Here is a 13720-nt window from a genome sequence, read left to right as displayed (position 1 = left end):
CCTGCCGGAACGTACCGGTCCGGGGCAATCGCCGCCGCGTCGGGACAAGGCGTGCTTAAGGTTGCCTTAAGCCTGGGATAAAGCGCCCCTTCGAGGGACACCGTCCCGACACCCCGTCAACCGTGAGTGGACCAAGGGGAGAAGCGAGGGTGAAAACAGCCGCGCCGGCCCGGGAGGCGGACGCCTCGTCGCGGGCCGGCGCGGCGGACGGTCAGAGGAACTTCGCCTTGCCGGGACCCTCTTCCACGAAGCTCCGCATGCCCCGCTCGCGGTCCTCCGTCGCGAACAGACCGGCGAACCAGTTCCGTTCGATGGCCAGTCCGGTCTCGATGTCCGTCTCAAGACCCGCGTCGATCGACTCCTTCGCGGCGCGCAGCGCGATGGCCGGGCCCTGCGCGAGCCTGGCGGCCCAGGCGTGCGCGGCGGTGTGGACCTCGTCGGCGGGGACGACCCGGTCGACCAGGCCGAGCACGAGGGCCTCGTCGGCCTTGACCATCCGGCCGGTGAAGATGAGGTCCTTGGCCTTGGAGGGGCCGATCAGCCGGGAGAGCCGCTGGGTGCCGCCGGCTCCGGGGATGAGGCCGAGCAGGATCTCCGGCTGGCCCAGCTTGGCGTTGTCCCCGGCGATGCGGTAGTCGGCGCACAGGGCCAGTTCGCAGCCGCCGCCGAGCGCGTATCCGGTGACGGCGGCGACGACGGGCTTGGGGATGCGGGCGACGGCGGTGAAGGAGTCTTGCAGGGCCCGGGACCGTACGACCATCGCGGCGTGGTCCATGGCCTGCATCTCCTTGATGTCCGCGCCCGCCGCGAACACCTTCTCCCCGCCGTACAGCACCACGGCCCGCACGTCCGGGCGCAGGGTGGCCTCCTCGGCCAGTTCCTTGAGGCGGTCCTGCGTCGCCACGTCCAGGGCGTTCATGGGAGGGCGGTCCAGGCGGATGGTGCCCACGCCTTCGGCCACTTCGAGATGCACAGTCATGGAAGCAGGTTAGTGGCCGTTAACGGAACCGGGCCGGGTGTGCTGGGTCACAGCACACCCGGCCCGGTGCGAAACGGCCGCGCGACCGACGCGGAGGCGGTCACCCGTTCAGGCGGGACGGCCTCACTTCGTCCAGTCCGACCAGGACATGTTCCAGCCGTTGAGGCCGTTGGCCGGGTCGACCGTGCGGTCGTGGGAGCGCTTCACGATCACCACGTCGCCGATCATCGAGTTGTCGAAGAACCAGGCCGACGGCACCTTGCTGTCGTAGCCGCCGCGCACGTCGCGCAGACCGACGCAGCCGTGACTGGCGTTGACGTTGCCGAAGGCGCCGCCACCCCAGTAGTTGCCGTGGATGAAGGTGCCCGAGTCGGTCAGGCGCTGGGCGTGCGGCACGTCCTTGATGTCGTACTCACCGCCGTAGCCGACCGTCTCGCCGTTCATACGGGTCACCTTGAGGCGCTCGCTGATGACCATCTGGCCGTTCCAGGTCTCGTATCCCGGCTTGCCCGTCGTGATCGGGATGGTCCGAAGGACCTTGCCGTCACGCTTGACGACCATCTTGTGGGTCTTGGCGTCGACCGTGCTGACCTGGCTGCGGCCGATCGTGAACTTCACGGTCCTGGCCTGCTTGCCGTAGACGCCCGGGCGGCCCTCGACGCCGTCGAGGTCCAGGGTGACGGTGACCTTCGTGCCGGCCGCCCAGTAGTGCTCGGGGCGGAAGTCGAGACGGTCGTTGCCGAACCAGTGGCCCTCGACGTCGACCGCGGGCTCGGTCTTGAAGGTGATCGCCTTGCGGACCTCGTCCGGGTGCGTGATGCCCCGGGTGAAGCGGACCGAGAACGGCATCCCGACGCCGACCTTGGAACCGTCCTCCGGCTGGTAGATGCCGACGAACGTGTTCTTCGGGGTCAGCGTGGTGAACGCCGCCTCCTCCGCCGCCTCACGGCCCGCGGAGTCCTTGGCGACCGCGTGGACCTTGTACTTGGTGGCCGCGGCGAGATGGGTCGAGGGCGTCCAGGTGGCGCCGCCGTCCGTGATGCTGCCCTTGACAGCGTTGCCCTTGGTGTCCTGCACCTCGACCGCGGTCAGCTTGCCCTTGGCCGCGGTCACCTTGAGGACGCCGCTGGTCTTCACGTCGGCCGCGCCGTCCTTCGGCGCGATGGTCACCACGGCCTGCGAGGCCTTGGTGTCCGCGCTCGCGGCGCTCTTGCCCTTGCCGTCACCGGAGCCGGACTCCTTGTCCGCGCCCCCGCCCCCGCCGCAGGCGGTCACGGCCAGCATCAGAACTCCCAGCAGCAGCGCCAGGATTCCCGTGCTCGTCCGTGTCCGCGCGCCAACCGACGCCCCCGATATCGGTCGCCCGTTCAAAATGTGTCTCTCCCCTCGCACGGCCTGATCAGGCCCGCACTCCAGCGCGTCCCACGCGCGTATCGCGCTAATTAATCACACGGCCAGGAGCGATGGATCCCCGGGAAGGTCACCGTTCAGTCCCAACTTCGGCCGTACGGGGCGCGGCTGGAGCCCGTCGTGCGCATACCCGTATATCGGGTTACTTCACCGCCCCACCCGATTTCCACGCCTTCCAGCCCATGTTCCAGCCGCCGAGTCCGTTGTCGGGGGCGACCGTCCTGTCCTTGCTGTGGACGACCTCGATGACGTCCCCGACGAGGCTGCGGTCGAAGAACCAGCCCGCCGGGGTGTCCGAGCTGCCGCCCTTCACGTCCCGCAGACCCACGCAGCCGTGGCTCACGTTGGTGTTGCCGAAGGCGTCGGGCGCCCAGTAGTTGCCGTGCAGGAAGGTCCCGGAGTCGGTCAAGCGCATCGCGTGCGGGACGTCGGGGATGTCGTACTCGCCGCCGAAACCGACGGTCCTGCTGTTCATCCGGGTCACTTCGAGCATCTCGGTGACGACCATCTTCCCGTTGTACGTCGTCGTCTTCGGCGCCCCGGCCGTGATCGGCACCGTGGCCAGAAGACTGCCGTCGCGGCGCACCTCCATCGTGTGGGCGCGGGCGTCGACCAGGGACGTCTGGTCACGGCCGACGGTGAACGAGAAGGTCCTGGACTGGAGTCCGTAGACCCCGGGAGCCCCTTCGACGTCGCGCAGTCCCAGCGCCACGGTGACCTTCGTGCCCGGCTTCCAGTACCGCTCGGGACGGAAGTCGACGCGGCCGCCGCCGAACCAGTGCGCGCGGATCTCGACCGCCGGGTGCGCCTCCACGTGGATGGCGCGCTCGACGGCGGCCCTGTTCTCGATCTCCCGGTTGAACTCCAGGGAGACGATCATCCCGGTGCCGACGACCGAGCGGTCCTCCGGGGTGACGTACCCGATGAACCGCTCGTCGGGTACGGCCGTGGTGAACGTCGTGTGCCGGGCCGAGCGGTGTCCGGCGCCGTCCAGGGCCACCGCGTCCACGGTGTACTTGGCGGCGAGGGCGAGCCGGGCGCCGTCCGGCTTCCAGGACAGGCCGTCCTCGCTGATGTGCCCCGGCACCGCTGACTCCTCGGCGTCCTGGGACCTGACGACCCTCACGGACTCCAGGCGCCCGCCGGGCACCCGTACGAGCAGTGGCTCCCGCGGGCGTACGCCCTTGCTGTTGTCGTCGGGCGAGACATGGATGGCGTCCGCGGGCGACCGTGGTTTGCCGAACGCCTCCCCGATCCCGCCGGAGGTGCAGCCGGAGGCTCCGGCCAGCAGGCCGGCCCAGGTCAGTACGGCGGCCAGCGCGGCCCCTGCGCGCCGCGCGCGCGTCTGTACGTGCTTCACAAGGGACCCAACGACGCCGCCCCTCCCGGGAAACGTGAGTGCGAGCCACGCTCTGGGCAGAACAGTGGGGAGGACGACGCGCCAAGGAGCCGCGGCCGGGACGCCGTGCACCCTTTTCCGTGCCGTTCCACGAGCCGTGGGAGGCTGACCGGTGTCGAGCGCACCCGAGCAGGAGGCGGTCCACGAGGGACGCGCCGCGGGCGGCGGGCTGCCCGCGCAGACCGTCACGGACCCGGCGGGACCGTCCGCCGCCGCACCTCCGGCCGCGGACCCCGCGGTGGAGCCGGCGGCACCCGCGCTGAACGGCTCACGTCATCCGGCGGCGCCGGCCGTGACCGCCTGGCCGGGCGCCCCGACGCCGCTCGGCGCACGCTTCAGGGTCGGGCCCGACGGCACGACGGGCACCAACTTCGCGCTGTGGGCGGGCGGTGCGGAGGCCGTCGACCTGTGTCTCTTCGACGAGAGGGGCGCCGAGACCCGCGTCCCGCTCACCGAACTCACCCACGAGATCTGGCACGGCTTCGTCCCCGGAGTGCTCCCCGGCCGCCGCTACGGCTTCCGGGTGCACGGCCGCTGGGACCCGTGGACCGGCGCCCGCTGGAACCCGGCGAAGCTGCTGCTCGACCCGTACGCCCGTGCGGTGGACGGCGACTTCACGCTGCCTCCGGAGGTGTACGGGCACGTCCGCGACTGGCCGCAGCAGCAGGTCGCCGACACCGTGCGCGACGACCGCGACTCGGCGCCGCTGGTCCCCAAGGGCGTGGTCGTCCAGGACGACGATGACTGGTCGGACGACCACCGCCCCAAGACCCCCTGGGCCGACTCGGTCATCTACGAACTGCACGTGCGCGGATTCACCCGTCTGCACCCGGGGATCCCCGAGGAGCTGCGCGGCACCTACGCGGGACTGGCGCACCCGGCCGCGATCGAGCACCTGGTGAACCTCGGGGTGACCGCGGTGGAGCTGCTGCCGGTGCACCAGTTCGCGCACGAGGACCACCTGCTGCGCCGGGGGCTGAGGAACTACTGGGGCTACAACTCGATCGGCTACTTCGCCCCGCACGCCTCCTACGCGGCCTCCGGCACCCGGGGCCAGCAGGTCGGCGAGTTCAAACGGATGGTGCGCGCGCTGCACGCGGCGGGGATCGAGGTCATCCTCGACGTGGTCTACAACCACACCGCGGAGGCGGGCGAGCTCGGCCCGATGCTGTCGCTGCGCGGCATCGACAACCGGGGGTACTACCGGCTCCAGTCGGACGCCCGCCGCTACGCGGACTACACGGGCTGCGGCAACACCCTGCACGTCGTGCAGCCCCAGGTGCTGCGGCTGATCACGGACTCGCTGCGCTACTGGGTCACCGAGATGGGCGTCGACGGCTTCCGCTTCGACCTGGCGGCGGCCCTGGCCCGGTCCATGCACGACGTCGACATGCTCTCGCCCTTCCTCGCCGTCATCGCCCAGGATCCGGTACTGCGCCGGGTCAAGCTGATCGCCGAGCCCTGGGACGTGGGCTCCGGCGGCTACCAGGTCGGCGCCTTCCCTCCCCTGTGGACGGAGTGGAACGACCGCTACCGCAACGCCGTGCGGGACTTCTGGCGCGGGGCCCTGCCCGACGTACGGGATCTGGGCTACCGCCTGTCGGGGTCGAGCGACCTGTACGCCTGGGGCGGCCGGCGCCCGTACGCCTCCGTCAACTTCGTCACCGCGCACGACGGTTTCACCCTGCGCGACCTGGTGTCGTACGAGCGCAAGCACAACGAGGCGAACGGCGAGGGCAACCGGGACGGCACCGACGACAACCGGGCCTGGAACGGCGGGACGGAGGGAGAGAGCGAGGACGAGGGACTGCGGGCGCTGCGGCGGCGCCAGCTGAGGAACCTGCTGACGACACTGCTGCTGTCGACGGGGGTGCCGATGCTGGTCGCCGGGGACGAGTTCGGGCGTACCCAGCGGGGCAACAACAACGCCTACTGCCAGGACAACGAGATCAGCTGGGTCGACTGGTCGCAGCTCGACGACCCGCACTGGCGGGCGCTGTTCGAGCTGACGTCCCGGCTGATCGCGCTGCGGCACGCGCATCCCGTACTGCGCCGCCGTGCGTTCTTCTCCGGGCGGGCGCATTCGGCGGACGGGCTGCGGGACCTGGCCTGGTTCACCGCGCGGGGCACGGAGATGACGGAGCGGGACTGGTACGCGCCCGCCGCGACCCTCGGCATGTACCTGTCCGGGCGGGACATTCCCGGCCGGGACGCGCGGGGCGCCCCGGTCGTGGACGACAGCTTCCTCGCCGTGCTGCACGCCGGGGACCGGCCGGCCCCCTTCGAGCTGCCGGGGGCGCCCTGGGCCGGCGGGTACGAGGTGGTCGTGGACACCTCCCGGGAGGAGCAGGCCGAGGCGCCCGCGCTCACGCACCGGGCGGGCACCGCGATCACGGTGCCGCCCAGGACCGTGCTGCTGCTGCGGGTCCGCCGGTAGCGGGGCCCTCGCGGCGGCCCCGGCGCGGACGGTCAGCCGAGAATGCCCCGCTCGTACGCCGTCGCCACCGCAGCCGCCCGGTCCTTGACGCCCAACTTGCCGTACACGTGCGTGAGATGGGTCTTCACGGTCGCCTCGCTGATGAACAGTTCGCGGGCGATCTCGCGGTTGGGGGTGCCGCGGGCCACCAGGACGAGCACCTCGCGTTCACGGGCCGAGAGGGACTCGGAGGCGGAGGCGGGCGCGCGCACCGCCGACACCAGGCGGGAGGCGACGGCCGGGGACAGCACGGTCCGGCCCTGGGCCGCGGCCCTGACCGCAGTGAACAGGTCGTCGCGGGGCGCGTCCTTGAGCAGATAGCCGGTGGCGCCCGCCTCGATCGCGGGCAGGGTGTCGGAGTCCGTGTCGTACGTGGTGAGCACGAGGACCCGGGCACGGGAGCGGCGCCGGGTCAGTTCGGCGATGGCGTCCACTCCCCCGCCGCCCGGCATGCGCAGGTCCATCAGGATCACGTCCGGGTCGAGGGCGGCGGCCCGCTCGACGGCCTCGGCCCCGTTCACCGCCTCGCCGACGACCGTGAAGCCGGGCGCGGACTCGAACATGCCGCGCAGGCCGTCGCGTACGACGGGATGGTCGTCGACGATCAGCAGCGAGATACGGGTGTCATCGGTCATGGCGCACCAACGGTACGCGAGCCGAGAGCGCCGTGCCGTGGCCCGGTTCGGACTCCACCGCGAGGTGCCCCGCGATGCGTTCGGCGCGGGCGCGCATGCCGTCGAGGCCGAATCCGCCGGAGCCGGTGCGGGCGGGGACGGCGATCGGGTCGAAGCCGCGGCCGTCGTCGCGGACGTCGAGGGTGACCTCGTCGCCCATGAAGCTCAGGGTCACCCCGACCCGGGTGGCCGCCGCGTGGCGCCCGGCGTTGGAGAGGGCTTCCTGGGCGATGCGCAGGAGGGTGGCCGCGACCTCGTCGTGGAGCTGCTCGCTGGTACCGGTGACGGTGAACTCGGAGCGCACGCCGGTGCGTTCGCCCCACTCGGCGACCGTCTTCTTCAGCGCCTCCGGCAGACCGTCGTCCGCCAGCGCCACCGGGGCCAGGTTGTGCACCGAGCGGCGGGCCTCGCCGAGGCTGTGCCGGGCGAGCGCCGAGGCGCGTTCGAGGTGGACGCGGGCGCCGGCCGGATCGGAAGTGCCCGCCACGACCTGGAGCTGGGCGATGATGCCGGTCAGCCCCTGGGCGATGGTGTCGTGGATCTCGGCGGCCAGCCGGCGGCGTTCCTCCGCCACCCCGGCCTCCCGCGCCTGGACGAGCAGTTGGGCGTGCAGGGCGGTGTTCTCGTCGAGGGCCCGCTGCAACGCGGCGTTGGTGAGCTCCAGTTCGGCGATGGTCTCGGTGCGCTCACGGACCCGCTGCGCCTCCTGGGTGGTGAGGTGGGCGACCACCATCTGTAGACCGGAGTTGGCGGCGAGGAGCCCGGCGAAGACGATCCACTGGGCTCCGCTCCCGAACGGCATTCCGCCCGCCTGCGCGCCGGCCACGGTGACCGCGCTCGCGAACAGTCCGAGCCGCTGCCCTCCGCGCGGTATCAGTTCGTCGGCGTCCATGTAGCCGCAGGCGGCGTAGAACGCGAAGAACGGGGTGATCCAGGTGAGGGCGAAGGCGAGGGCCCACCGCAGGGCGTAGTACGCCGTCCCGGCCCGGGACGGCGTACGGCCGCGTCCGGGCCTGTGGGGACGCGTGCTCTGCCACCACAGCTGGAGCACGACCCCCGCGCCGGACAGGGCCCAGGCGGCGTACCACTCGACCGGGGCGGCGTGCGGATCGGCGGAGGCGACCGCGAGGACGACACTGATGCCCAGCAGCCCGTAAGGGCCCCAGGTGTGGAACTGCTCCCAGCGTCGGTCGAGTTGCCGGTCCGTCACGGTCATGGGCCCAGTCTGCACGGCCGGCCGCCTACTCCCACCGGAACCAGCGGACCGCCGCACCGGTCAGCAGCAGGACCCACACCGCGAGCACGCCGAGATGACCCCAGCCCGGCCAGTGACCGGCCGCCGCCTGGTTCAGGGCCTGCGCGGCCGCGCCGAAGGGGGTGAAGCCGACGATCCGGGCCATCAGGTGCGGCATGGACTGCACCGGCAGCCACACGCCCGCGCAGAACATCGAGGGGAAGAACACGGCCGATCCGATCGCCCCGGCGATCTTCGTCGTACGGGACAGCGCCGACACCACCGATCCGAGAGCGAGGGCGACCAAAACGGCCGACAGCAGGGCGAGGAGGTAGCCGAGGGGCTGCCTCGGCAGTCGTACGCCGAAGGCGAGCCGGCCGACCGCGAGCACGAGCAGCGCCGACGCCAGGGCGGCACCGCCGTACACCGCCGTCTGCGCGGACAGCAGGGCACCCGGGCGGACCGGGGTGGTGGCCATGCGGCGCAGGACGCCGCGCTCGCGGTAGCCGGTGAGGGTCTGCGGCATCGACTGGAGTCCGCCGACGATCAGTCCGAGCAGTACGGCCACCGGGACGTAGACGTCGATGGTGCGCAGGCCGCCGAGATCCGCCTGGTGCTGCCGGAAGGAGGGGATCGAGCCGAGGATCACCAGCAGGAGGGTCGGGAAGAGCAGAATCCAGAACAGGGCGCCCGGTTCACGTCGGAAGAGGCGGATCTCGGTGCGCAGGACTGCGGTGTTCATGCCGTGACCTCCGTAAGGTCCAGGAACGCGTCGTCCAAGGTGGCGTCGGTGACGCGGAGTTGGTGGGCTGTGACGCGATGCCGGGCGAGCAGGGTGATGACCGCGTTCACGGTCTCGTCGGTGCCGGACAGCGTGAGGCGGCCGTCCCTGTGCTCGACGGACGCGAGCGCGGGGAGCGCCGCCAGGTCACGCTCCTCCAGCGGCGCGGACGGTGTGAAGCTGATGACGGTGGAACCGGCGGAGCGGCGGATCAGCCCGGCCGGGGTGTCCAGGGCGGCCACGCGTCCCTTGTCGATGACCGCGATCCGGTCGCACAGCCGCTGCGCCTCCTCCATGAAGTGCGTGACCAGCAGGACGGTGACGCCCCGGTCGCGGACGTCCTCGATGAGCGCCCAGGTGTCGCGGCGGGCGCGCGGGTCGAGTCCGGTGGTCAGCTCGTCGAGGACGACCACGCGCGGGCTGCCGATGAGCGCGAGCGCGATGAACAGGCGCTGCTTCTGGCCGCCGGAGAGCTTGCCGAAGCCGGTGCCGAGCCGGTCGGTCAGGGCAAGGCGTTCGGCGAGCGTCCGCCAGTCGGCCGGGTCCGGGTAGAACGAGGAGTACAGCTCCAGCGCCTCGCGCACGGTGAGTTTCGGCTGGAGTTCGCTCTCCTGGAGCTGTGCGCCGAGGACGCGGCTGGTGGCCTCGCGGTCGGTGAAGGGGTCGAGGCCGGTGACCCGGACCCGGCCCGCGTCGGGGACCCGCAGCCCCTCGACGCACTCGACGGTGGTGGTCTTGCCGGCGCCGTTCGGGCCGAGGATCCCGAAGATCTCGCCCTCCTCGACGGTGAAGGAGACGTCGTCGACGACGGCCCTGCCGTTGTAGGACTTGCGCAGTCCGCTCACTTCGATGACTGACATGCCCCGAGCGTCCCAGCGGGGACCCCGCCGTCACATCGGCCATCGCGCTCGGACCGGCATCAGCCGATCGGTTGATGCGGCGGTACGACCCTTCGAACGATCCAGGTGCGCCGAAAACTCGGTGGGCACTGTCAGTGGTGAATCGTAGGCTCGGTCCTGATGAGCACCTCCGACGCAGCCACCCCGGATCACCCCGACCGTTCGACCGTACGCAGCCTGCTGCGCCTGTGGCCGTATGTACGCCCGGTGCGGGCGAGGCTGTTCGGCGCGGCGGCCGTCGCGGTGGTCGCCTCCTGTCTCTCCCTCGTGTTCCCGCTGATCCTGAAGTGGATGGTGGACGGTCCGGTCGCCGGGCACGATCCCGCGGGTGTCTGGCTCGGGGCGCTGTATCTGCTGCTCCTCGGCATCACCGAGGCCGGTCTGTTCGGGCTGCGCCGCTGGCTGGTGGCCCGCCCGCTGGCCGGGGTCGAGGCGGACATGCGGGCCGGTCTGTACGCCCGTCTCCAGCGGCTGCCGGTCGCCTTCCACGACCGCTGGGCCTCCGGCCAGTTGCTGTCCCGGGCGACCACCGATCTGATGCTGGTCCGCATGTTCCTGGCGTTCCCGCTGACCTTCCTGCTGGTGAACGGCGTGACGATCCTCGCGGGCATCGCCATCATGCTGGCCCAGCAGTGGACCCTCGGGCTGGTGCTCCTCGCCCCCGCCGTCCCCGTCATGGTCGTCTGCTGGTCCTTCGAGCGGCGCTACTCGGAGGTGGCGCGGCGGGCACAGGACCAGGTCGGCGACCTGACGACGGTGGTCGAGGAGAGCGTGCTGGGCATCCGGATCATCAAGGGGTTCGGGCGTCACCGCAGCCAGGCGCGCGCGTTCCGCGAGCTGTCCGGGACGCTGCGCGGCACGGAGCTGGTCAAGGCCCGGCTGCTCGCCTCCATCTGGGGCGTCATCGTGACGCTGCCCGAGTTCGCCATCGGCGCCGCCCTCGTCCTCGGCACCGTCCAGGTCGCCGACGGCCGTCTGTCCGCCGGCACGCTGGTCGCGTTCCTGTCGACCGCGCTCGCGCTGCGCTGGCCCGTCGACTCGATCGGCTTCCTGCTCGCGATGAGCCAGGAGGCGGCGACGGCCACGGAACGGTACTTCGAGGTCATGGACGCGACACCGGAGTCGGACGGCGCGGCCGCGCGGGACGACCGCCGGACGGCGCGGCGGGGCTCGCGCGCCGCCGACGGCGAGGGCGGGCTGCGGTTCCACGCCGTCGAGTTCCGCTATCCCGACGCCCCCGCGGACGCGCCACCCGTGCTGGCCCGGATCGACCTGCACGTCCGCCCCGGCGAGAGCATGGCGCTCGTCGGCGCCACCGGCACCGGCAAGACCACCCTCACCGCGCTGGTCCCCAGGCTGCACGAGGTGACGTCCGGACGGATCACCCTGGACGGCCGGGACATCGCCGGGATGCCCCGCGAGGAACTGCGCGAACTCGTCGCCGTCGCCTTCGAGGAACCCACCCTCTTCTCGGCCACCGTCGGCGAGAACGTCCTGATGGGCGCCCCCGACACGGCCGGCCGCGCGGAGCTGGACCGCGCCCTCGCCGTCGCCCAGGCCGACTTCGCGCACACCCTGCCCGAGGGCACGGACACGCAGGTCGGCGAACAGGGCCTCAGCCTCTCCGGCGGGCAGCGGCAGCGGCTGGCGCTGGCCCGCGCGGTGGTCGGCCGCCCGCGCTTCCTGGTGCTCGACGACCCCCTGTCGGCGCTGGACGTGCACACCGAGGCGGCGGTCGAGGCCGCGCTGCGCCGGGTGCTGGCGGAGACGACCGCGCTGATCGTGGCCCACCGCCCCTCCACCGTCCTGCTGGCCGACCGCGTGGCCCTGATCTCCGGCGGCCGCATCACGGCGGTCGGCACCCACCACGAACTGCTGCGCACCCATGCCGAATACGCCCACCTGATGTCGGGTGCAGAGGAGGACGACCGATGACGGCGGCGCCCACGACCACCGCACCGGACAAGGAACCCCACGAGGAACCGGACGACGGACCCGGCGGCCGGGAGCACGAACGGCGGGCCGCCCCACGGACCGAGGCGTCCCGGGACCCCTTCGACCACGACACCCTGCCCGCTCCCCCGGGCGCGACCGCGACGCTGCTGCGCTCGCTGCTCGCCCCGCTCCGGGCCCGGGTGGCCGTGACCACCGTCCTGCTGCTGCTCCAACAGGCCGCGGTGCAGGCGGGCCCGCTGCTGGTGGCGTACGCCATCGACCGTGCCGTACCGGCCTTCCGGCAGGACGACCACGGACCGCTGATCGCCGTGGGGGTCGCCTACGCGCTGTGCTCGGCGGCCTCCGGCGCCCTCCAGTACGCGTTCATCATCACCTCGGCCCGGGTCAACCAGGACGTCCTGCTCGATCTGCGCGGCCGGATCTTCCGGCACGCCCAGGCGCTCAGCGTCGACTTCCACGAGCGCTACACCTCGGGCCGGCTGATCTCCCGCTCCACGACGGACGTCGAGTCGTTGCGCGAACTGCTCAGCGAGGGGCTCCAGGAACTCGTCACCGTGATCCTGTCCTTCGTCTACATCTCCGCGATGCTGCTCTGGCTGGACGCGGGTCTGGGCGCGGTCGCGGTGGTCTCCTTCGTGCCGCTGTATCTGCTCATCCGCCGCTACCAGCGCCGCGCGGGCCGCATCTTCGCGATCCGCTCGACGACGATCGCCGCGGTGATCGTGAAGTTCGCGGAGACGATGAACGGCATCCGGCCGGTGCGCGCGTTCCGCCGGGAGGTCGCCAACGAGGCCGAGTTCGGGGTGCTCAACCAACGGCACCAGAAGACCAACGGCGACGCCCTGCTGGAGATGGCCCGTTATGTCGTCGGCTCCCGCCTCGTCGCCAACACGGCGGTCGCGGGCATCGTGCTGTGGGGCGCCTACCGGGTCGCGTCCGGTTCGCTGGCGCTCGGCGTGCTCGCCGCCGCGGTCCTGTATCTGCGCAGGCTCTACGACCCCATCGACCGCCTCGGCATGTTCCTGAACTCCTACCAGTCCGCGGCGGCCTCGATGGAGAAGATCGCCGGGCTGCTGGCCCAGACGCCGACCGTGCCCGAGCCGGCCGCGCCCCGGCAGTTGCCCGCCCTCGCCTCCGAACACCCGGGCCGCGCGGTCGAGTTCGACGAGGTCCGGTTCGCGTACCGCACCGGCGGGGAGGTCCTCGCCACCTTCTCGCTCACGCTGCCGGCCGGACAGACGGTCGCCGTGGTCGGCTCGACGGGCGCCGGCAAGTCGACGCTGGCCAAACTCCTGGCCCGGTTCTACGACCCCTCCGACGGGCGGGTCCTGCTCGACGGCGTCGATCTGCGCGAGCTGCCGGTGCCCGAACTGCGGCGCGGGGTCGTGATGGTGACCCAGGAGGCGTTCCTGTTCTCGGGCACCGTCGCCGAGAACATCGCGATCGGCCGCCCCGAGGCCACCCGCGAGGAGATCGAGCGGGCGGCGAAGGCGATCGGGGCGCACGACTTCATCAGCGCCCTGCCCGACGGCTACGACACGGACGTCCGCAAGCGCGGCGGCCGTATCTCCGCCGGCCAGCGCCAACTCGTGTCCTTCGCGCGGGCCCTGCTCGCCGACCCGGCCGTCCTGATCCTCGACGAGGCGACCAGTTCCCTGGACATCCCGGGCGAACGGGCCGTGCAGCGCGCCATGTCGACGGTCCTGCGGGGGCGGACGGCGGTCGTCATCGCGCACCGGCTGTCGACGGTGGCGATCGCCGACCGGGTGCTGGTGATGGAGCACGGGCGGATCGTCGAGGACGGCACACCCGGCGAACTCGTCCAGGGCACCGGCCGGTTCGCGGATCTGCACCGGGCGTGGCGCGACAGTCTCGTCTGACGGCGCCGGACGCGACCGGCGGTCGAAGGGGC

General features: G+C 72.0%; 10 protein-coding genes. 3 read left to right on the top strand and 7 right to left on the bottom strand.

Features of this window, described 5'->3' with window-relative positions:
* Positions 1-211 precede the first annotated feature (211 nt).
* The 3 genes from ACZ4AA_RS28115 to ACZ4AA_RS28105 form a co-directional block, all read right to left on the bottom strand.
* Positions 212-979, bottom strand: a complete 768-nt coding sequence (locus tag ACZ4AA_RS28115) for an enoyl-CoA hydratase/isomerase family protein (protein ID WP_467608901.1) — start codon at positions 977-979, stop codon at positions 212-214.
* A 123-nt stretch (positions 980-1102) separates the two neighbouring features.
* Complete coding sequence (locus ACZ4AA_RS28110) at positions 1103-2350, bottom strand: L,D-transpeptidase (protein WP_467608899.1); 1248 nt, start codon at positions 2348-2350, stop codon at positions 1103-1105.
* A gap of 181 nt (positions 2351-2531) precedes the next feature.
* Positions 2532-3749: a L,D-transpeptidase gene (locus tag ACZ4AA_RS28105; protein WP_467608896.1), complete on the bottom strand. Its 1218-nt coding sequence runs from the start codon at positions 3747-3749 to the stop codon at positions 2532-2534.
* Positions 3750-3900: 151 nt separating this feature from the next.
* Here ACZ4AA_RS28105 and glgX point away from each other — a divergent pair, with 151 nt between their 5' ends.
* A complete protein-coding gene (gene glgX, locus ACZ4AA_RS28100; RefSeq protein WP_467608894.1) occupies positions 3901-6225 on the top strand; it encodes a glycogen debranching protein GlgX in 2325 nt (774 codons plus the stop codon).
* A gap of 32 nt (positions 6226-6257) precedes the next feature.
* On the opposite strand, the gene ACZ4AA_RS28095 is transcribed toward glgX, so the two are convergent.
* From ACZ4AA_RS28095 to ACZ4AA_RS28080, 4 genes are read right to left on the bottom strand one after another with little or no spacing between them, the layout of a single operon-like run.
* Positions 6258-6899, bottom strand: a complete 642-nt coding sequence (locus ACZ4AA_RS28095) for a response regulator (protein WP_467608891.1) — start codon at positions 6897-6899, stop codon at positions 6258-6260.
* Positions 6889-8154 carry a sensor histidine kinase gene (locus tag ACZ4AA_RS28090; RefSeq protein ID WP_467608889.1) on the bottom strand — a complete coding sequence of 422 codons (1266 nt, stop codon included), beginning with the start codon at positions 8152-8154 and terminating at the stop codon, positions 6889-6891. Before ACZ4AA_RS28090 ends, ACZ4AA_RS28095 begins: the two co-directional genes overlap by 11 nt.
* Positions 8155-8179: 25 nt before the next feature.
* Entirely contained in the window at positions 8180-8914 is a 735-nt protein-coding gene (locus ACZ4AA_RS28085; RefSeq protein WP_467608887.1) for an ABC transporter permease, read from the bottom strand.
* Positions 8911-9813 carry an ABC transporter ATP-binding protein gene (locus ACZ4AA_RS28080; RefSeq protein ID WP_467608884.1) on the bottom strand — a complete coding sequence of 301 codons (903 nt, stop codon included), beginning with the start codon at positions 9811-9813 and terminating at the stop codon, positions 8911-8913. Before ACZ4AA_RS28080 ends, ACZ4AA_RS28085 begins: the two co-directional genes overlap by 4 nt.
* 159 nt (positions 9814-9972) lie before the next feature.
* Between ACZ4AA_RS28080 and ACZ4AA_RS28075 the strand changes: the two genes are divergently transcribed.
* Both ACZ4AA_RS28075 and ACZ4AA_RS28070 read left to right on the top strand, forming a co-directional pair.
* Positions 9973-11787, top strand: coding sequence for an ABC transporter ATP-binding protein (locus tag ACZ4AA_RS28075; protein WP_467608881.1), 1815 nt, complete (start codon positions 9973-9975; stop codon positions 11785-11787).
* On the top strand, positions 11784-13688 hold the full coding sequence (locus tag ACZ4AA_RS28070; RefSeq protein WP_467608878.1) for an ABC transporter ATP-binding protein: 1905 nt from the start codon (positions 11784-11786) through the stop codon (positions 13686-13688). Before ACZ4AA_RS28075 ends, ACZ4AA_RS28070 begins: the two co-directional genes overlap by 4 nt.
* Positions 13689-13720: the final 32 nt, after the last annotated feature.

It is taken from the genome of Streptomyces sp. NPDC024698 (assembly GCF_055559015.1).
Note: the sequence above shows the minus strand (reverse complement) of the source record. Positions and strands in the feature narration are given on the sequence as shown.